Genomic DNA, 18,134 nt, shown 5'->3' on the forward strand with positions numbered 1-18,134 from the left:
AAGCCCGCGAAGAGGCCGGTGCAAACAACATCACACTTCCAGGCTGATTTCCCCCAGATGCCCGCCAAAGGGCCCGAAACTGCGCTCCACCAGCCGCCTTCTCCCTCGATCATCCACGATCAATACGGTGCTCGCCCGCGTGCCATAGTTCTGGCTGGCAATGAACACGCTCGACAGCAACTTCTCGGTCGCCACCCCCACGCCGGTCTCTGGTAGCTCAGCGTCTGCTGCCGGCTCGTTATCCGCCAGCAACGCCAGCAATTGCTGGGGGTCGGCCATGTCCAGCAGCCCCTGTAACCCCGTGCGTGCTTTCACCAGCTTCGGCCATGGCGTATCCAGCCCGGCATTGGAAAGCCCGTACACCCCGGCCTCCAGCAAGCGCGGCGCCACGTCCCGGGCATGCAGGTAGCCCAGCTGGCGGCCATCTCCCACCAACAGGTTGAAGCCTGAGTACTGCCCACTGCGGCTGGCCACCTGGTCGAGGTAGGCCTCCACCCCCAGTTCACCCTGCAGATATGCCGCTACCAATTCGCCCCGCGAGCGTGGCCCCAGCGCCTGCCCAGGGTCGCGAATGTTGGTCAGCGCCGCGAAGCGCCCCTGCGGGCCGACGCCAAGCCAGGTGCCACCGGCCTCCAGGTCGCGCCCGGCATGCACCCCCGGGGCATCGTCCCAGGCTGCCAGTGCCTGGGTCGGCCGGGCATAGAACTCGTCACGGTTGGCCGCGACGATCAGCGGCAGGGCATGCCCTGGCCGCCAGGCGAATACGATCAGGCACATCGGTTGGACCTCTGTGTTTTTGCCCACTGTACCCACTGCATGGGTGTCGATCCATCCTGTCACAGAGTTCACTAGAGCCACGAGCCCAGCTTCCGTTACCATGCCGGATTGTTTTCTCGGGGAAGACGAATGGAATTCGTGCTCTATCTGCTGTTGGGCGCCTGCGCTGGTGTGCTGGCTGGGCTGTTCGGCGTGGGCGGCGGCATCATCATCGTGCCGGTGCTGGTGTTCAGCTTCACCCTGCAAGGTTTCGACGCGTCGGTGCTGACCCACCTTGCTGTCGGTACCTCGCTGGCGACCATCGTCTTCACCTCGATCAACGCCGTGCTCGAACACCACCGCAAGGGTGCGGTGCAGTGGCCTATCTTCGCCTGGATGACCCTCGGCATCCTCATTGGCGCAGGCATCGGGGCCAAGACCGCTTCCCTGATCCAGGGTCCGCAGTTGCAGAAGATCATCGGCGTTTTCGCCCTGATCATCGCCGCGCAGATGGCCCTGGACCTCAAGCCCAAGGCCAGCCATGACATCCCTGGCAAGCCGGCATTGATCGGCGCCGGCGGGGTGATCGGCTGGGCCTCGGCAATCTTCGGCATCGGCGGCGGCTCGCTGACCGTGCCGTTCCTTACCTGGCGGGGTTTGCCGATGCAAAGGGCCGTGGCGACCTCTTCGGCCTGTGGTCTGCCGATCGCCCTGGCCAGTGCCCTGAGCTTCATGCTGCTGGGCTGGCATGAGCAACACCTGCCGCCCCACAGCCTGGGTTTCGTCTACCTGCCGGCGCTGGTTGGCATTGCCGTGACCAGCATGTTTTTCGCGCGCTTCGGCGCGCGTCTGGCGCACAAGCTGTCGCCACGCCTGTTGAAACGCCTGTTCGCAGCCTTGCTGTTCTGCGTCGGCCTCAGCTTTCTGATTTGAATCAAGAGGAAGTTCCATGCTGCCTTACCCGCAGATAGACCCCGTGGCCGTAGCCCTCGGGCCACTGAAAATCCACTGGTACGGCCTGATGTACCTGGTCGGCATCGGCGGCGCCTGGCTGCTGGCCTCGCGCCGGCTCAACCGCTTCGACCCGACCTGGACCCGCGAGAAACTCTCCGACCTGGTGTTCTGGCTGTCGATGGGCGTCATCGTCGGTGGGCGCCTGGGTTACGTGCTGTTCTATGACCTGCATGCCTACCTGGCCAACCCGACGCTGATCTTCGAAGTGTGGAAGGGTGGCATGTCGTTCCACGGTGGCTTCATCGGTGTGATGCTGGCCGCGCTCTGGTTCGGCAAGCGCAACAACAAGTCGTTCTTCGAGCTGATGGACTTCGTCGCGCCGCTGGTGCCGATCGGTCTGGGTGCCGGGCGTATCGGCAACTTCATCAACGCCGAGCTGTGGGGCAAGCCTACCGATGTGCCTTGGGCGATGATCTTCCCGCCGTTCAGCGACCCGGCCCAGCTGCCGCGCCACCCGTCGCAGCTTTACCAGTTTGCCCTTGAAGGCGTGGCGTTGTTCGTCATCCTCTGGCTGTTCTCGCGTAAGCCGCGGCCAACCATGGCGGTTTCCGGCATGTTTGCGCTGTTCTACGGCATCTTCCGCTTCATCGTTGAATTCGTCCGTGTGCCGGACGCGCAGCTCGGTTACATCGCCTGGGGCTGGCTGACCATGGGTCAGATTCTCTGCGTGCCGATGATCCTGGCTGGCCTTGGCCTGATCTGGTGGGCTTATAATCGCAAACCCACGGCGAAACCCGCCTGATTATTCCCACGGCAGGGGTGATCCCCCTGCCGTTTTTGTTACAGGTAAGCCATGAAACAGTATCTGGACCTGGTCCGCGACGTTATCGAGAACGGTACGCTGCAAGGCAATCGCACCGGCATCCGCACCATCAGCCTGCCGGGCGCCATGCTGCGTTTCGACCTGCAGAAGGGCTTTCCGGCCATCACCACGCGCAAGCTGGCATTCAAGTCGGCGATTGGCGAGATGGTCGGCTTCCTGCGTGGCGTGAAGAACGCCGGTGAGTTCCGTGAGCTGGGCTGCAAGGTCTGGGACCAGAACGCCAACGAGAACGCCCAGTGGCTGGCCAACCCGTTCCGCCAGGGGCATGACGACCTGGGTGAGATCTACGGCGTGCAATGGCGCCAGTGGCCGGGCTACAAGCGCATCCCGCTGAGCAACCCGGCGGCCATCGAAATGGCCGAGAAGGCAGGCTTCCGCCGCATCGCCCAGGACGAAGAGGACGGCGTGGCGTTCGCCATCCTGTACAAAGCCATAGACCAGGTGCGCCAGTGCCTGGACACCATCGCCAACGACCCAGGCAGCCGGCGCATCCTGTTCCATGGCTGGAACTGCGCCCAGCTCGACGAAATGGCCCTGCCGCCTTGTCACCTGCTGTACCAGTTCCACCCGAATGTCGAGACCAAGGAGATTTCCCTGACCCTCTACATCCGCTCCAACGACCTGGGCCTGGGCACGCCGTTCAACCTCACCGAGGGCGCGGCGCTGCTGTCGCTGTTCGGCCGCCTGACCGGCTATACCCCGCGCTGGTTCACCTACTTCATCGGCGATGCCCATGTGTATGAGAATCACCTGGACATGCTCAACGAGCAGCTCAAGCGCGAGCCGCTGGAAGCGCCGAAGCTGGTGATCAGTGACCGTGTGCCGGAGTTTGCCAAGACCGGCAAGTACGAGCCGGAGTGGCTGGAGAAGATCGAGCCGAGCGATTTCAGCCTCGAAGGCTATGAGCACCATGCGCCTATGACCGCACCGATGGCCGTCTGATAGTTCAGGTTTGCCTGAGCTGGCCTTTTCGCGGGCAAGCCCGCTCCCACAGGTACATCACAATCTCAGGCTTGTGGTGATCCCTGTGGGAGCGGGCTTGCCCACGAATGATTTCGGCTCAATGCCCGTGGCTTCGGCCTACATGGGAATGCTCGGTTTCCGGCACGGAAACCGCCCCGTTCGTTTCCAGTTGCTGCAAGATCGCGCATTCCGCCCCCTGCGCATTGCAGCGTCGCCGCAGCTCCACCAGCTGCTCCTGCAACGCCACCAACCCATCGATCCGCGCCTGCACATGCTCGATATGCTCGTCGATCAGTGCATTGACGCTGCCGCATGCGTCGTCGGGGCTGTCGCGCAGGCGTAGCAGGCTGCGGATCTCGTCCAGGGTCATGTCCAGGGTTCGGCAGTTGCGGATGAAGGTCAGCCGCTCGACGTGGGCCTGGGTGTACTGCCGGTAGTTGCCCTCGGTCCGGGCTGGCTCCGGCAGCAGTTGTTCACGCTCGTAATAACGGATGGTCTCCACGGCGCAATCGGTGGCTTTGGCCAGTTCTCCGATCTTCATGACGAAATCTCCAGCAAGTGGCTTGACCCTATAGTGGCTACAGGGTGTTCACTTGGCAACAGGCTCAATTTAAGGATGACCCCATGAACCAGCCTGTCAGCCACGAACACAAGCATTCACATGATCATGCCCATGGCGATGAACACCATGGCCATGCCGTCCACGGTCACAGCTGCTGTGGCTCCAGCGCCACGCCCGCTCTGGTGCAACTGAGCGAGAAGGCTAGCAGCCATGCTCGACTCAGCCGCTTTCGCATCGACGCCATGGACTGCCCTACCGAGCAGACCCTGATCCAGGACAAGCTGGGCAAGTTGGCGGGCATCGAGCAGCTGGAATTCAACCTGATCAATCGGGTGCTCGGTGTACGCCATACCTTGAGCGGCACGGGTGAAATCGAGCGCGCCATCGACAGCCTGGGCATGAAGGCCGAGCCACTGGCCGCAGAGGACGACGGGAGCACCCTTGCAGCACGGCCGCATCAGACTCGCTGGTGGCCGCTGGCCCTGTCGGGTATCGCCGCGATCACCGCTGAAATCGTGCACTTCGCCAACCTCGCGCCGGAGTGGGTTGTTGCCGCGCTCGCGCTGGCGGCAATCCTCGGTTGCGGCCTGGGTACCTACAAGAAGGGCTGGATCGCCCTGAAGAACCGTAACCTCAACATCAATGCACTGATGAGCATTGCCGTGACCGGCGCCGTGCTGATTGGCCAGTGGCCGGAAGCAGCCATGGTCATGGTGCTGTTCACCGTCGCCGAACTGATCGAGGCGCGCTCGCTGGACCGTGCACGCAATGCCATCGGTGGGTTGATGCAGCTGGCTCCGGACATGGCCACGGTGCAGCAGACCGATGGCCAGTGGCGTGAGATGGAGGTGCGTGAGGTGGCAATCGGCGCCCTGGTACGGGTGCGACCGGGCGAACGCATCGGCCTGGATGGCCAAGTGATCAGTGGGCAATCCAGCGTCGATCAGGCGCCGATCACCGGCGAAAGCCTGCCAGTGGAAAAGGCAATTGGCGATAAGTTGTTCGCCGGTACCATCAACCAGGCCGGTGCCTTGGAGTACCGCGTGACGGCAGCCGCCGGGCAGTCGACCCTGGCGCGCATCATCAAGGCCGTCGAAGAGGCACAAGGGGCGCGTGCGCCTACCCAGCGTTTCGTCGATCAGTTCTCACGCATCTACACCCCAGTGGTGTTCGCCGTGGCCCTGGCAGTGGCGCTGATCCCGCCGTTGTTCATGGCAGGTGCCTGGTTCGACTGGGTGTACCGTGCGCTGGTGCTGCTGGTGGTTGCCTGCCCCTGTGCGCTGGTCATCTCGACCCCGGTGACCATTGTCAGCGGTTTGGCTACTGCGGCGCGCAAGGGCATCCTGATCAAGGGCGGGGTCTACCTGGAAGGCGGGCGCAAGCTGGATTTCCTGGCCCTGGACAAGACCGGCACCATCACCCACGGCAAACCGGTGCAAACCGATGCCAAGGTGCTTGAGCCCCTGTTCGAGAGCCGGGCCCAGGCGCTGGCAGCAAGCCTGGCCGACCGTTCCGATCACCCGGTGTCGGGCGCCATCGCCCAATTCGCCAAGGCACAGAACTTGCCGCTGAGCGAGGTCAGCGAATTCGCTGCCCTGGCCGGCCGCGGCGTGCGCGGTGATATCGACGGCGAAACCTACCACCTGGGCAACCACCGGCTGGTCGAGGAGTTGGGCCTGTGCTCGGCCGCGCTCGAAGCACAGCTGGATACGCTGGAGCGCCAGGGCAAGACCGTCGTCCTGCTGCTCGACCGTTCAGGGCCGTTGGCACTGTTCGCCGTGGCCGACACAGTCAAGGACAGCAGCCGCCAGGCGATCGCCGAATTGCACGCGCTGGGCATCAAGACCGTCATGTTGACCGGCGACAATCCGCACACCGCCCAGGCCATCGCCGCGCAGGTGGGTATCGACCGCGCCGAAGGCAATCTGCTGCCGGCCGACAAGCTGCAGAGCATCGAGCAGCTGTACGCCGAAGGGCACCGGGTGGGTATGGTCGGAGATGGCATCAACGACGCGCCAGCCCTGGCCCGTGCCGAAATCGGCTTCGCCATGGCGGCAGCGGGTACCGACACGGCGATCGAGACCGCCGACGTGGCGCTGATGGACGACGACTTGCGCAAAATCCCTGCGTTCGTCAGGCTGTCGCGCCAAAGTGCGGCGATCCTGACGCAGAACATCGTTCTGGCGCTGGGCATCAAGGCGATATTCCTGGCGATCACCTTTGCCGGCATGGCCACCATGTGGATGGCGGTGTTCGCCGATATGGGCGTGAGCCTGCTGGTGGTGTTCAACGGTCTGCGTCTGTTGCGCAAATGAGGTCCTGCAATGCTGAGTGCCGAGCTCAAAGCCTTCTACATGGTGGCCCGTCAGGGCAGCATCACCCTGGCGGCGAAGAAGCTCGGGCTCAGCCAGCCGACGGTGACCACGCAGATTCGCAACCTGGAAAGCCACTATGCGGTGGAGCTGTTCTACCGCGGTGGCCGGCGCCTGGTGTTGAGCGAAGAGGGCGTGCGCCTGCTGCCGATGGTCAAGGCGCTGCTGCAGCAGGAGGCCGACATCGAGTTCGAGTTGCGCAACAGCGGCCAGGCCCAGGGCAGCTTGCGCATTGCCGCCACTGCGCCGTACTACATCCTCGACCTGGTGAAGATCTTTCGCGAGCGCCTGCCCCAGGTCGAAGTGGCGGTGGAGATCGGCAACTCGCAGCAGGTGCTGGAGATGCTCGAGGACTATCGGGTGGATATCGCCGCCTCGTCGCAGCTGTTGGAGGATGCGCGGCTGGTACGGCGGGTGCTCGGCATTGACCCGCTGGTGGTGGCGGTGCACCGTAATCATCCGCTGGCCCATCGCCAGGCGGTAGGCATTGATGTGGTGGCGGAGCATTGCCTGCTGATGCGCGAAAAGGGCTCTACCACGCGCAAGCTGACCGAGCAGATGATGCTGGATGCCGGGGTCAAGGCCGGGGCGTTACTGGAAATTGGCAGCCGCGAGTCGATCCGCGAGGCGGTGCTGCGCAACATCGGCATCAGCGTTATTGCCCGCCATGAGGTGCCGCACAACCCCGAACTGAGGGTGCTGGCGTTGGAGAATGCGCCGGTGATGCATGAGTACCTGTATTGCCTGAAGGAACGGCGCCAGGCCCGGTTGCCGGCGGCTTTCCTGGGTGTGGCGCAGGAAGTGGTGGGTTCGCACCTCTAAATCATTGTTGGTTTCTTCGCGGGTAAACCCGCTCCCACAGGTACCGCGCAGGCTTCAAGCGCTAAAGAGATCCTGTGGGAGCGGGTTTACCCGCGAAGGGGGCCTGAAGGCCACTACAAAATCTGCCTATACCACTATCAGCGTCTTTTGCCTGAAAGCCACAGAACCTTCGCACAGCCCGCCTAGCATGGCCCTCACTTGTTCGATGAGGCCTTGCCATGAACCACGCAACCCCAGGCGCACAGATGAAAGTGCGCGGTATCCACAAGCGTTTCGGTGCCTTCACGGCGCTCAACGATGTGTCTCTGGACATCGCCGCTGGCGAGCTGGTCTGCCTGCTCGGCCCGTCCGGTTGCGGCAAGACCACCCTGTTGCGCTGCATCGCCGGACTCGAACGCCAGGACCGTGGCACGCTGTACATCGGTGAGCGCGACATCTCCGAATTGCCGCCCCAGGCCCGTGACTACGGCATCCTGTTCCAGTCCTATGCGTTGTTTCCCAACCTTTCCGTCGAAGCCAACATCGCCTACGGCCTGACCGGCAGCAGCCGCGACCAGAGCCGTCAACGTGTGGCAGAAATGCTCGAACTGGTTGGCCTGTCGGGTAGCGAAAAGAAATACCCCGGCCAGCTGTCCGGCGGTCAGCAGCAACGCGTGGCCCTGGCCCGTGCGCTGGCGCCGTCGCCGTCGCTGCTGCTGCTCGACGAACCGATGTCGGCGCTGGATGCCCGGGTGCGTGAGCACCTGTGCACCGAGCTGCGCCAGCTGCAGCGAAAGCTGGGCATCACCACGCTGATGGTCACCCACAACCAGGACGAAGCCATGCTCATGGCCGACCGCATCGCGGTGATGAACAACGGTCAGGTGGAGCAATACGCCACTGCGCAGGAGATCTACGACCAGCCCGCCACGCCGTTCGTCGCCGAGTTCGTCGGTCAAGGCAACTGGCTGCCGTTCCAGCGCAGCAGCGAGAGCCATGCCCAGGTCGGCGCCATGAGCATGCGCCTGGCGACCAACGCGGGTACTGCCCGCAGCGGCCGACTGTTCTGCCGCCCGGAGGCAATCGCCGTGAACCCATTGGTGCATGAGGAAAACCTGTTCCCCGCCAAGGTTCGTGAAATTACCTTCCTCGGCAACCGCTGCCGCATGAGCTTCGAGCTCAAGGCCCTGCCCGGCCATGCCCTGCTCGCCGAACTGGCGCCTGAGGCCATGCCGCGCTTGGGCTCGCAGGATATCTGGGTGGCGCTGCCACCGCAGAGTCTGCAGGTGTTTGCCTGAGATGCCCGCGCCAATGTCCCAGCCGCTGACCCAGACCAAGCCTGCACCACGCGGCGACGTCGCCCTGGGTGACCGCCTGTTCGTCGTCGGTGGCAAGAGCCTGCTGCTGGTTCTGCTGCTGCTGGCCGTGGTGATGCCGTTGCTGGCCATTTTCTGGAAAGGCTTCAGCGGTGAAACCGGCCAGGGCGGTGGCTTGCTGGCCGCCCGCGAGCTGTTTGCCAGCGCAAACTTCCACTGGTTGCTCGGCAACAGCCTGGCGATGGCCTGCACCGTGGCGGTGCTCGTGGTGCCGCTGGCTTACCTGTTCGCCTACGCCTTGCAGCGCACGCTGATCCCGGCCAAAGGCCTGTGGCGGGGCATCTCGTTGCTGCCGCTGCTGGCGCCGTCGATGCTCCCGGCAATTGCCCTGGTCTATCTGTTCGGCAACCAAGGCCTGCTGCGCAGCCTGTTCAGCGACAACATCTATGGCTTCTGGGGCATCGTGCTCGGCGAGGCCATCTACACCTTCCCCCATGCGCTGATGATCCTGCTCTCGGCGCTGTCGCTGGCTGACGCGCGGCTGTTCGACGCCGCGTCGAGCATGGGTGCCGGGCCGTGGCGGGCGTTTTGCAGCATCACCTGGCCAGCCACGCGTCAGTCGCTGTTCGCTGCGTTCTGCCTGGTATTCACCTTGACCATCACCGACTTCGGCGTGCCGGTCGTGGTCGGCGGCGACTATCAGGTACTGGCGCTGGAAGCCTACAAGGCGGTGGTCGGCCAGCAGCAGTTCGGCCGTGGCGCGCTGATCGGCATGGTGCTGTTGCTGCCAGCGTTGTTCAGCTTCGGCGTCGATGCCTGGCTGCGTCGGCGCCAGGGCCAGGCGATGAGCGGCCGTGCCCAGGTGTTCGAGCCCACCCCGTCACGTTGCCGTGATGCCTGCTTCCTGGCCATTGTGCTACTGGTCTGCGCGGCGCTGCTGGTAGTGATTGGCATGGCGGTGTACTCGTCGCTGGTGACGTTCTGGCCGTACAACCTGACCCTGTCGTTCAAGCACTACCTGTTCGACGACACCGCCGGTGGCGGCTGGCTGGCCTACCGCAACAGCGTGACCATGGCCCTGTGCACCGCGCTGATCGGCAGCATCGTGATCTTCACCGGTGCCTACCTGATGGAGAAAACCCAAGGCCAGCGCCTGCTCAACCAAGCCCTGCGTCTGCTCAGCTTCATCCCAATGGCGGTGCCTGGGTTGGTGCTCGGCCTGGGCTACGTGTTCTTCTTCAACCTCAATGGCAACCCGTTGCACGTGTTCTATGGCGGCATGGCGCTGCTGGTGCTGTGCACCATCGCCCACTACCTGACCACCGCACAGATGACCGCTGCCACCGCGCTGCGCCAGCTCGACGGCGAGTTCGAGGCCGCCGCGTTGTCGCTCAAGGCGCCGCTGTACAAGCACTTCGTGCGGGTCACCGTGCCGATCTGCCTGCCGGCGCTGCTGGACATCATTCGCTACCTGTTCGTCTCGGCGATGACCACGGTGTCGGCGGCGATCTTCCTCTACAGCCCCGACACCATCCTCGCCGCCGTTGCTGTGTTGAACATGGACGATGCCGGCAACGTTGGCGGCGCCGCCGCCATGTCGACCCTGATCCTGCTGACCAGCGCCGCCGCCTCGCTGCTGCTGGCCGCTGCTTCCCGCGGCCTGCTGCGCCGCTCCCAGGCCTGGCGCCAGCGCGCCTCCGGCCATTGACCGACTGCCCACACTGATAGGAAACGCATCATGTTCAAGCCCCTTGCACTTGCCGCTGCCGTATCCGCCGTCTTCAGCCTGCAGGCTTCGGCCGCCGCCACCCAGCTGACCGTGTACACCGCCCTGGAAGCCGAGCAGCTCAAGAGCTACAAACAGGCCTTCGAAAAGGCCAACCCGGACATCGAGATCAAGTGGGTGCGTGACTCCACCGGCATCATCACCGCCAAGCTGCTGGCCGAAAAGGACCGCCCGCAGGCTGACGCAGTCTGGGGCCTGGCCGCCTCCAGCCTGGCCATCCTCGACCAGAACGGCATGCTCGAAGCCTACGCGCCGAAAGACCTGGGCAAGATCTCGGCGAACTACCGCGACGCCGCCAACCCGCCCGCCTGGGTCGGCATGGATGTGTGGGCCGCGACCCTCTGCTTCAACACCGTTGAAGCCGAGAAACAGGGCCTGAGCAAGCCGCTGAGCTGGCAGGACCTGACCAAGCCGGAATACAAAGGCAAGATCGTCATGCCCAACCCGGCCTCGTCCGGCACCGGCTTCCTCGACGTCAGCGCCTGGCTGCAGACCTTCGGCGAGTCTCAGGGCTGGGCTTACATGGACGCTTTGCACCAGAACATCGGCCAGTACGTGCACTCTGGCTCCAAGCCGTGCAAGCTGGCGGCGGCGGGCGAGTTCCCGATCGGCATCTCGTTCGAGTACCCGGCCGTGCAGCTCAAGCGCCAGGGTGCGCCGCTGGAGATCGTGCTGCCGAAGGAAGGCCTGGGCTGGGAGATCGAGGCGACCGCCGTGATCAAGGGTTCGCCGAAGGCTGACGCGGCCAAGCGCCTGGCTGATTTTTCGGCAAGCCCGGCGGCCATGGAACTGTACAAGGACAACTTTGCCGTACTGGCCGCGCCAGGTATCGCCAAGCCGCAGACCGAATTGCCGGCCGATTATGAACAGCGCCTGATCAAGAACGACTTTGCCTGGGCCTCGAAGCACCGCGATGAGATCCTCAGCGAATGGCGCAAGCGCTATGACGGCAAGTCGGAGAAGGTGGCGCAACAATAAGCCCGGGAGTGAAGCTCATGCCCACGCCAACCCAGACCATCGACACGCTGTTCTCCTTGTATGAGCAGCATGGCAGCGACGACTACATCGGCGAAGCCATCAATCAGCTCGAACACATGTCCCAGGCTGCGCAACTGGCCATGGCTGAGGGCTTCGACGATGAAGTGGTACTGGCGGCATTCTTCCACGACATCGGCCACCTGTGCGGCGGTGACGCCAGCATGGGGGGCTATGGCGTGGTCAGCCATGAGCGCATCGGTGCCGAATACCTGCGCCGTTGTGGCTTCGGCGAGCGCATGGCGCGGCTGGTGCAGTATCACGTGGAAGCCAAGCGCTACCTGACCTTGCGCCAGCCGGGGTATTACCAGCGGTTGAGCGAGGCGAGCCGGCGCACCCTGGAGTACCAAGGGGGTGTGATGAGCGTGGCCGAGGCGGATGCGTTCGAGCGGGATCCGCTGTTCGCAGTGAGCTTGCGGATGCGCGAATGGGACGAGATGGCCAAGGAGGTTGGGGTACCGGTGATGGATCTTGGGACGCTGAAGGATAAGGCACTGGCCTTGCTCTGAATGATGCCTGTACCGGCCCTTTCGCGGGTAAACCCGCGAAAGGGCCAGACCTGCTGAATCAGATCTGTGAAACCAGCGCTTCCAGCTGCTCCTGCCGCTCAGCCTGATTCAGCTTCGCCCCGGGATTAAGGGTCGACCACTGTGGATGCGCCCGCGCCTTGCTCAAGGCCTCTGGCAGTTTGCCTTCTCGCCAAGCCTTTTCATCCACGGCCCCCAGCTTGATGCTGTCCTGCGCCGCATGCCCCCGGCTATCCAGCGCCACCATCAGTTGCTGCTGACGCAATGCCAGCAGCCGCAGCACCGTGTCATCCACCGTCAGCTCACGCTGCCCCTTCAGTTTGCCCATGAGTCGCGACCCATAGTTGCGCGCAGTCTGCAGCGCACCACCGGCGATCGCGCCGGCTAACGCTGCCGCGCCGAGGGTCAGGCCGCCAACCAACAGGTCAACGCCGGCCCCGGCCGCCGCCCCGGCCGCCACGCCGCTGCCCAGACGGACACCCAGCAACTTCAGGGTTTCGGGATTGAACAGGTCATCCCCCCAACGGCCATTCAGCAGCGGCAAATCACCGGCATTGGCATCCTCGCGGCGGAAGGCATACAGCTTCAGCAGTGCCTCGACGCAGCGCTGCTCACGCTGGCGTACATCCTCGCGCAAGGCCTCGATGGCTCGCGCTTCTGCGGCAGGTTCGGCCTCGACGCTGCGCCGGCAGGCGGCGCAGTCGAGCAGCAGTTCGGCGATCAGCCGCTTGCCGCTGTGCTGGCGTGCCAGGCGCTGGGCCTGTTGGTCTTCGATCAGCCGTTGCAGGGCCGGTCGGGCGTCCTCCAGCAGCAGCGCCAGGCTCTCGTACAACCGGCGTTCGCCATCTTCCGGCGGCGCCACGCTGTCGAACCGCACCAATGCGTGAAGCCCAAGCCGGGCAAGGGCTTCACGCCATTGCGGCTCGCGGTGCTGGCTGCTGGCGACGAAGTTGAGCACCGGCAACAGCGGTTTGCCGCAGCTGGCCAGCACTTCCAGCTCGTCACGGTACTTGGCCAGCACCGGCTCGCGGGCGTCGATCACATACAGGCCGGCATTGCTCGCCAGCAGCTGACGCAGCACCTTGGCTTCCTGCTCGAAGCGCTGGCGCGCCTCGCTGCCCTGCAGGAAGCGTGCGAGGCGGGCCGGGCCGTCCAGGCGCTCACCGGGGCGTTCCAGGCGATCGAGGTAGTCGAGCAGGGCGATGGCGTCTTCCAGGCCGGGGGTGTCGTAGAGCTCGAGCAGCGGTTCGCCGTCCACCGACAGCCGCGCACCTTCGACGTGGCGGGTGGTGCTGGGGCGGTGCGAGACCTCGCCGAAGCCGACGTCGCGGGTGAGGGTGCGCAGCAGCGAGGTCTTGCCGACGTTGGTGTGGCCGACCACGGCCAGTTTCAGCGGCTCAGTCATGGCCATGCTCCAGCCAGGTCAGGGGCGAGGTGTCGGCATGGGGCAGGCCCAGGCGATCCAGGGCGTCGTGCCAGTCGCCCAGGCGCTCGGCGTCCAGGGCTTGGCCGGGGGCTGCCTGCAGCAGCCAGATGCGGGTGGCGCCGGCATGGCGAGCCAGTTCTGCGAGCAACGCCAGGCTGCCGCGGTCGGGCGAGCGGCGTGGGTCGCAGGCGATGGCCAGGCGTGCCGGCGGAAAACGGCTGAGCTGTTCGAGCAGCTTGTTGCGTGATTCGCGGCTATCGAGCACGCCAGCGTCGGTCACAACCTTGGGCAGGGCGGGTGGCCAGGGGTGCTGGTCGTCCAGTTCCAGGCCCACCAGCAGCGCGCCGCTGCTGCCGCTTTCCAGCTGGCCAGCCTGGAATTGCGGCAGCGCATCGGGGGCGGCATCCTGCACGCCGATGCGTTCGCTGCGTGGCATCAAGGCGTCGCGCAATTGCGCGTAGCCGGGCAGGCTGAGGTCAAGCGTCAGCTGGGCGCGGCCCTGGCGCCAGCGCCACAGGCACAGCCCGGCCAGCAGCAGGCGTGGCAGCAGGCCGTACACCAGCACCACGCCGAGCAGCCAGCTGGCCCAGGCCTGGCGGGCGATAGCCAGGGCGGGGAGGGTGTCGCCGCTGGCGCGGATCATGGCCTCGTCCGGCACGGCGAAACCGAGCAGCGCGGGCACTGCGCCGAGGGCTTGAGTCAAGTGAATGAACGGATCGGCGGCAAGTAGCGTGGTTTCCCAGACGAAGCCGTAGCGGCGGGTTGCCAGCAGGGTCAGCAGCATGACCAGGGCCGCGACCATCGCCAGCAGCCACAGGCTGTGCACAAGGGCGCCAAGCAGCCAGCGGTTCAGGCGCTGGCGTTGCAGCAGCACCAGCAGTGCCGGTGCCAGGTGCGCGGCCTTGGCGTCGCGGGCGAAGCGTTCACTCAACCACAACCACAGGCGGCCGAGGCTGGCGCCGTGCTCGCCGCTCAAGGCAAAACCCACGGCCCAGCCCAGCAACATCAGCAGGTTGAGCCCGAGCAGGCTGCCCAGGGCCCAGAACACATTGACCGGACGCTGCCCGTCACCGAGGGCGGCGAAGGCCAGGCCCGCACCGCTGAACACGGCCAGCAGCATCAGGGCCAGCAGCGCCAGGCGTGCGCCCTGCTTCCAGTGGCGCAAGGCCGTGGTCATGCCATCGCGCTCGGCCAGCCAAAGTGCACGGGTTTCGATGCGCGCCGCCAGGTCGCCGCCCTGCTGACGGGCGTGGCGGTTGGCCTCCTGGTCGTCCAGGAGGCCTGCGTGTTCTTCGCGCAGGCGTACCGCTTCGGTGAGCCAGCGCTTGTCCAGTGGTGTCGGTACAGTCACAAGGTCTTCCATTGCGTGGTTCAGGGCAGAAGCATAACCCACGCGCCCGGTGCTATCCTCGCTGGCATGAATACATCACTCCCCCTCAGCCTGATCGCGGCCCACGCCGAGAACCGCGTGATCGGCATCGACAACTCCATGCCCTGGCACCTGCCGGGGGACTTCAAGTACTTCAAGGCCACCACCCTGGGCAAGCCGATCATCATGGGGCGCAAGACCTGGGATTCACTGGGCCGGCCGTTGCCGGGGCGGTTGAATATCGTGGTCAGCCGGCAGGCAGGGCTGGAACTGGCCGGCGCCGAGGTGTTCGCCTCGCTGGAGGCAGCAGTGGCGCGGGCCGAGCAGTGGGCGCGCGAGCAAGGCGTTGGTGAGCTGATGCTGATTGGCGGGGCGCAGCTGTATGGGCAGGCGCTGGAAAAGGGGCTGGTCAGCCGGATGTACCTGACGCGGGTCGAGTTGGCGCCGAAAGGGGATGCCTGGTTCCCAGCATTCGATGAGGGCCAGTGGAAGCGGGTGTCGAGCGAGGCTCAGGCTGAAGAAGGCAAGCCTGCCTACCACTTCGAGGTTTGGGACAAGATCTGAACGTGCCGGGGCTGCTTCGCAGCCCTTCGCGGGCAAGCCCGCTCCCACATTGAACGGTGTAAGCAGGGATCTTGTGGGAGCGGGCTTGCCCGCGAAGGGCCGCGCAGCGGCCCCGGTGCAATCAGGAGTGGCTCAGCTCGGCATGCTCGTCGCCGGCCAGCACACCCTTGTCAGTCTCTTTCAACAGTTGGCTGGTGACCACGCCCGCGGTCATCGAGCCATTCACGTTCAACGCCGTGCGGCCCATGTCGATCAGCGGCTCCACCGAAATCAGCAGCGCCACCAGCTCGACCGGCAGGCCCATGGCCGGCAGCACGATAAGCGCGGCGAAGGTTGCACCACCACCTACGCCGGCAACCCCCGCCGAACTCAGCGTCACAATCGCCACCAGGGTCGCAATCCACAGCGGGTCGAAGGTATCGATGCCCACCGCTGGTGCCACCATCACTGCCAACATGGCCGGATACAGGCCTGCGCAGCCGTTCTGGCCAATGGTTGTGCCGAACGAGGCACTGAAGCTGGCAATCGACTGCGGCACGCCCAGGCGGCGGGTTTGCGCTTCGATGTTCAACGGGATGCTGGCGGCGCTGGAGCGGCTGGTGAAGGCAAAGCTCAGCACCGGCCAGACCTTGCGGAAGAAACGCAGCGGGCTCACGCCGGTAGCCGCGAGGATGATGCCGTGGACCACGAACATCAACGCCAGGCCCAGGTACGACACCACCACGAAACTGCCGAGCTTGAGGATGTCTTCCAGGTTCGAACTGGCCACCACCTTGGTCATCAGCGCCAGCACGCCATAAGGGGTGAGCTTCATGACCACGCGCACCAGGCGCATCACCCAGGCTTGCAGGGTATCGATGGCCGACAGGGCGCGCTCGCCTTTCTCGGCGTCGTCCTTGATCAGCTGCAGCGCGGCCAGGCCGACGAACACGGCGAAGATCACCACGCTGATGATCGAGGTCGGCTTGGCCCTGGCCAGGTCGCCGACCGGGTTGCTCGGGATGAACGACAGCAGCAACTGCGGGATATTCAGGTCGGCGACCTTGCCCACGTAATCGCTGTGGATAACCTGCATGCGCGCGCTTTCCTGAGCGCCGGCCACCAGCCCTTCGGCGCTCAGGCCGAACAGGTTGGTCAGGACAATGCCGATCAGTGCGGCAATGGCGGTGGTCAGCAACAGCGTGCCGATGCTCAGCACGCTGATGCGGCCCAGCGACGAGGCGTTGTGCAGGCGGGCCACGGCGCTGAGGATCGAGGCGAAGATCAGCGGCATGACGATCATCTGCAGCAGCCCGACGTAGCCGTTGCCGACCAGGTCGAGCCAGCTGATGGTGGCCTTGAGTATCGGGTGGCCGGCGCCGTAAAGGGTGTGCAGGGCCAGGCCGAACGCCACGCCCAGTGCCAGGCCCAGCAGGACCTTCTTGGCCAGGCTCCAGTCGGTGCGGCGGGTTTGCGCCAGGCCCAGCAGCAAGGCCAGGAACGCCAGCAGGTTGAGAGACAACGGCAGGTTCATTGAAGCTCCAGGAAAAAGCAGAAGAGGCATCGCCTCTGGTGAGCGATTGCGAACGGAAATGCTAACAGCCTGAAAACAAACGAATTTATACCCAAAGGTAATTTGCTTAGTCGTTTATGGAATAACAGGCTGTCGCAAATAGCAATGAACAAGACGTTTACAGCTGCGTGCAGGTCGCTGTGAGGGCCTGCAAGCGGCGAGTGTTGCACTAGCGTTTGCAGGTCATTTCAGGAGATCTGCACATGAAGTTCGCTCCGAAAGCCGTCGCCCTCGGCCTGTCCCTGCTGTTCAGTATCGAAAGCTTCGCTACCGAGCTCAAGCACTGGCCCGCCGATGCGGCCAGGCAGCTCGACGCCATGATTGCCGCCAATGCCAATAAAGGTAACTACGCAGTCTTTGACATGGACAACACCAGCTACCGCTACGACCTCGAAGAAGCGCTGCTGCCGTTCATGGAGAACAAGGGGCTGCTGACCCGCGACAAACTCGACCCGTCGCTCAAGCTGATTCCGTTCAAGGACACGGCCGAGCACAAGGAAAGCCTGTTCAGCTACTACTACCGGCTGTGCGAAATCGACGACATGGTCTGCTACCCATGGGTGGCACAGGTGTTTGCCGGCTTCACGCTCAAGGAACTCAAGGCTCAGGTCGACGAGCTGATGGCCTCCACCAAGCCGATCCCCAGCACCTATTTCGAAGGCGACCAGGTCAAGACCATCGAGGTGCAGCCGCCGAAGGTCTTCACTGGCCAGGCCGAGCTGTACAACAAGCTGATGGAGAATGGTATCGAGGTCTATGTGATCTCGGCGGCGTCCGAAGAGCTGGTGCGCATGGTCGCTTCCGATCCTAAGTACGGCTACAACGTCAAACCGCAGAACGTGATTGGCGTCAGTCTGTTGCTCAAGGATCGCGCCAGTGGCCAGCTGACCACGGCACGCAAGCAGATCACTGCCGGGCAATATGACGCCAAGGCCAACGAAGGGCTTGAGCTGACGCCTTACCTGTGGACCCCGGCCACCTGGATGGCAGGCAAGCAGGCGGCGATCCTGACCTATATTGATGAATGGAAGAAGCCGGTGCTGGTGGGAGGCGATACGCCGACCAGCGATGGCTACATGCAGTTCCATGGCGTGGATGTGAACAAGGGCGGCATCCACCTGTGGATCAACCGCAAGGCCAAGTACATGGACCAGTTGAACGGGATGATCGCGAAGAATGCGGCGGCGCAGGCCAAGGAAGGGTTACCGGTGACGGCGGACAAGAACTGGGTGATCGTGACGCCGGAGCAGATCCAGTAAGCCTGGGGA

At 64.4% G+C, this 18,134-nt stretch carries 16 protein-coding genes; 11 read left to right on the plus strand and 5 right to left on the minus strand.

From position 1 onward, the window contains the following. Positions 1 to 30: 30 nt before the first annotated feature. Positions 31 to 777, minus strand: a complete 747-nt coding sequence (locus ACIPZ5_RS11305) for an NRDE family protein (RefSeq protein ID WP_343597510.1) — start codon at positions 775 to 777, stop codon at positions 31 to 33. 129 nt (positions 778 to 906) lie between these two features. Here ACIPZ5_RS11305 and ACIPZ5_RS11310 point away from each other — a divergent pair, with 129 nt between their 5' ends. Genes ACIPZ5_RS11310 through ACIPZ5_RS11320 form a run of 3 tightly spaced genes read left to right on the plus strand, consistent with a single transcriptional unit; the run spans position 907 to position 3,535 of the window. Further along, positions 907 to 1,689, plus strand: a complete 783-nt coding sequence (locus ACIPZ5_RS11310) for a sulfite exporter TauE/SafE family protein (protein WP_343597512.1) — start codon at positions 907 to 909, stop codon at positions 1,687 to 1,689. A gap of 16 nt (positions 1,690 to 1,705) precedes the next feature. Then, positions 1,706 to 2,512 (plus strand): prolipoprotein diacylglyceryl transferase, encoded by an 807-nt coding sequence (lgt, locus tag ACIPZ5_RS11315; RefSeq protein WP_079230092.1) that lies wholly within the window; start codon positions 1,706 to 1,708, stop codon positions 2,510 to 2,512. Positions 2,513 to 2,563: 51 nt separating this feature from the next. After that, positions 2,564 to 3,535, plus strand: a complete 972-nt coding sequence (locus ACIPZ5_RS11320; RefSeq protein ID WP_313711710.1) for a thymidylate synthase — start codon at positions 2,564 to 2,566, stop codon at positions 3,533 to 3,535. A 118-nt stretch (positions 3,536 to 3,653) separates the two neighbouring features. Here the strand turns inward: ACIPZ5_RS11320 and cadR are convergent, their stop codons facing one another. Beyond that, complete coding sequence (gene cadR / locus ACIPZ5_RS11325) at positions 3,654 to 4,097, minus strand: cadmium resistance transcriptional regulator CadR (RefSeq protein ID WP_261942282.1); 444 nt, start codon at positions 4,095 to 4,097, stop codon at positions 3,654 to 3,656. 83 nt (positions 4,098 to 4,180) lie between these two features. Here cadR and ACIPZ5_RS11330 point away from each other — a divergent pair, with 83 nt between their 5' ends. The 6 genes from ACIPZ5_RS11330 to ACIPZ5_RS11355 all read left to right on the plus strand — a co-directional run bounded on the left by ACIPZ5_RS11330 (position 4,181) and on the right by ACIPZ5_RS11355 (position 11,937). Continuing rightward, positions 4,181 to 6,433, plus strand: a complete 2,253-nt coding sequence (locus ACIPZ5_RS11330) for a heavy metal translocating P-type ATPase (RefSeq protein WP_400808667.1) — start codon at positions 4,181 to 4,183, stop codon at positions 6,431 to 6,433. Between the two features lie 9 nt (positions 6,434 to 6,442). After that, a complete protein-coding gene (locus tag ACIPZ5_RS11335; protein ID WP_343597520.1) occupies positions 6,443 to 7,312 on the plus strand; it encodes a LysR family transcriptional regulator in 870 nt (289 codons plus the stop codon). Positions 7,313 to 7,530: 218 nt separating this feature from the next. Then, positions 7,531 to 8,589 carry a putative 2-aminoethylphosphonate ABC transporter ATP-binding protein gene (locus ACIPZ5_RS11340; RefSeq protein ID WP_400808669.1) on the plus strand — a complete coding sequence of 353 codons (1,059 nt, stop codon included), beginning with the start codon at positions 7,531 to 7,533 and terminating at the stop codon, positions 8,587 to 8,589. Between the two features lies 1 nt (position 8,590). Next, the gene (locus ACIPZ5_RS11345) at positions 8,591 to 10,315 is read left to right on the plus strand and encodes a putative 2-aminoethylphosphonate ABC transporter permease subunit (RefSeq protein WP_400808671.1); all 1,725 of its coding nucleotides are present in this window, start codon (positions 8,591 to 8,593) and stop codon (positions 10,313 to 10,315) included. A 30-nt stretch (positions 10,316 to 10,345) separates the two neighbouring features. Continuing rightward, positions 10,346 to 11,371 (plus strand): putative 2-aminoethylphosphonate ABC transporter substrate-binding protein, encoded by a 1,026-nt coding sequence (locus tag ACIPZ5_RS11350; RefSeq protein ID WP_343597525.1) that lies wholly within the window; start codon positions 10,346 to 10,348, stop codon positions 11,369 to 11,371. Positions 11,372 to 11,388: 17 nt separating this feature from the next. After that, positions 11,389 to 11,937 carry a phosphonate degradation HD-domain oxygenase gene (locus tag ACIPZ5_RS11355; RefSeq protein ID WP_343597527.1) on the plus strand — a complete coding sequence of 183 codons (549 nt, stop codon included), beginning with the start codon at positions 11,389 to 11,391 and terminating at the stop codon, positions 11,935 to 11,937. A gap of 58 nt (positions 11,938 to 11,995) precedes the next feature. On the opposite strand, the gene ACIPZ5_RS11360 is transcribed toward ACIPZ5_RS11355, so the two are convergent. Both ACIPZ5_RS11360 and ACIPZ5_RS11365 read right to left on the minus strand, forming a co-directional pair. After that, positions 11,996 to 13,360 carry a GTPase/DUF3482 domain-containing protein gene (locus ACIPZ5_RS11360; RefSeq protein ID WP_400808674.1) on the minus strand — a complete coding sequence of 455 codons (1,365 nt, stop codon included), beginning with the start codon at positions 13,358 to 13,360 and terminating at the stop codon, positions 11,996 to 11,998. After that, entirely contained in the window at positions 13,353 to 14,744 is a 1,392-nt protein-coding gene (locus tag ACIPZ5_RS11365; RefSeq protein WP_400808677.1) for a DUF2868 domain-containing protein, read from the minus strand. The genes ACIPZ5_RS11360 and ACIPZ5_RS11365 overlap by 8 nt, the downstream gene beginning before the upstream one ends. 54 nt (positions 14,745 to 14,798) lie before the next feature. Between ACIPZ5_RS11365 and ACIPZ5_RS11370 the strand changes: the two genes are divergently transcribed. Then, a complete protein-coding gene (locus ACIPZ5_RS11370; RefSeq protein ID WP_261942291.1) occupies positions 14,799 to 15,314 on the plus strand; it encodes a dihydrofolate reductase in 516 nt (171 codons plus the stop codon). 121 nt (positions 15,315 to 15,435) lie between these two features. On the opposite strand, the gene ACIPZ5_RS11375 is transcribed toward ACIPZ5_RS11370, so the two are convergent. Continuing rightward, a complete protein-coding gene (locus ACIPZ5_RS11375; protein ID WP_400808680.1) occupies positions 15,436 to 16,827 on the minus strand; it encodes an L-cystine transporter in 1,392 nt (463 codons plus the stop codon). Positions 16,828 to 17,069: 242 nt separating this feature from the next. Here ACIPZ5_RS11375 and ACIPZ5_RS11380 point away from each other — a divergent pair, with 242 nt between their 5' ends. After that, positions 17,070 to 18,125: a haloacid dehalogenase-like hydrolase gene (locus ACIPZ5_RS11380; protein WP_343597536.1), complete on the plus strand. Its 1,056-nt coding sequence runs from the start codon at positions 17,070 to 17,072 to the stop codon at positions 18,123 to 18,125. Positions 18,126 to 18,134: the final 9 nt, after the last annotated feature.

The sequence above is a fragment of the Pseudomonas sp. NPDC089428 genome (assembly GCF_044749325.1).
Lineage (GTDB): Bacteria > Pseudomonadota > Gammaproteobacteria > Pseudomonadales > Pseudomonadaceae > Aquipseudomonas.

Excerpts from the sequence above, each read along its gene's own strand:
- ACIPZ5_RS11305 (WP_343597510.1), bottom strand. The coding sequence starts at position 777 with ATGTGCCTGATCGTATTCGCCTGGCGGCCAGGGCATGCCCTGCCGCTG.
- ACIPZ5_RS11310 (WP_343597512.1), top strand. The coding sequence starts at position 907 with ATGGAATTCGTGCTCTATCTGCTGTTGGGCGCCTGCGCTGGTGTGCTG.
- lgt (WP_079230092.1), top strand. The coding sequence starts at position 1,706 with ATGCTGCCTTACCCGCAGATAGACCCCGTGGCCGTAGCCCTCGGGCCA.
- ACIPZ5_RS11320 (WP_313711710.1), top strand. The coding sequence starts at position 2,564 with ATGAAACAGTATCTGGACCTGGTCCGCGACGTTATCGAGAACGGTACG.
- cadR (WP_261942282.1), bottom strand. The coding sequence starts at position 4,097 with ATGAAGATCGGAGAACTGGCCAAAGCCACCGATTGCGCCGTGGAGACC.
- ACIPZ5_RS11330 (WP_400808667.1), top strand. The coding sequence starts at position 4,181 with ATGAACCAGCCTGTCAGCCACGAACACAAGCATTCACATGATCATGCC.
- ACIPZ5_RS11335 (WP_343597520.1), top strand. The coding sequence starts at position 6,443 with ATGCTGAGTGCCGAGCTCAAAGCCTTCTACATGGTGGCCCGTCAGGGC.
- ACIPZ5_RS11340 (WP_400808669.1), top strand. The coding sequence starts at position 7,531 with ATGAACCACGCAACCCCAGGCGCACAGATGAAAGTGCGCGGTATCCAC.
- ACIPZ5_RS11345 (WP_400808671.1), top strand. The coding sequence starts at position 8,591 with ATGCCCGCGCCAATGTCCCAGCCGCTGACCCAGACCAAGCCTGCACCA.
- ACIPZ5_RS11350 (WP_343597525.1), top strand. The coding sequence starts at position 10,346 with ATGTTCAAGCCCCTTGCACTTGCCGCTGCCGTATCCGCCGTCTTCAGC.
- ACIPZ5_RS11355 (WP_343597527.1), top strand. The coding sequence starts at position 11,389 with ATGCCCACGCCAACCCAGACCATCGACACGCTGTTCTCCTTGTATGAG.
- ACIPZ5_RS11360 (WP_400808674.1), bottom strand. The coding sequence starts at position 13,360 with ATGACTGAGCCGCTGAAACTGGCCGTGGTCGGCCACACCAACGTCGGC.
- ACIPZ5_RS11365 (WP_400808677.1), bottom strand. The coding sequence starts at position 14,744 with ATGGAAGACCTTGTGACTGTACCGACACCACTGGACAAGCGCTGGCTC.
- ACIPZ5_RS11370 (WP_261942291.1), top strand. The coding sequence starts at position 14,799 with ATGAATACATCACTCCCCCTCAGCCTGATCGCGGCCCACGCCGAGAAC.
- ACIPZ5_RS11375 (WP_400808680.1), bottom strand. The coding sequence starts at position 16,827 with ATGAACCTGCCGTTGTCTCTCAACCTGCTGGCGTTCCTGGCCTTGCTG.
- ACIPZ5_RS11380 (WP_343597536.1), top strand. The coding sequence starts at position 17,070 with ATGAAGTTCGCTCCGAAAGCCGTCGCCCTCGGCCTGTCCCTGCTGTTC.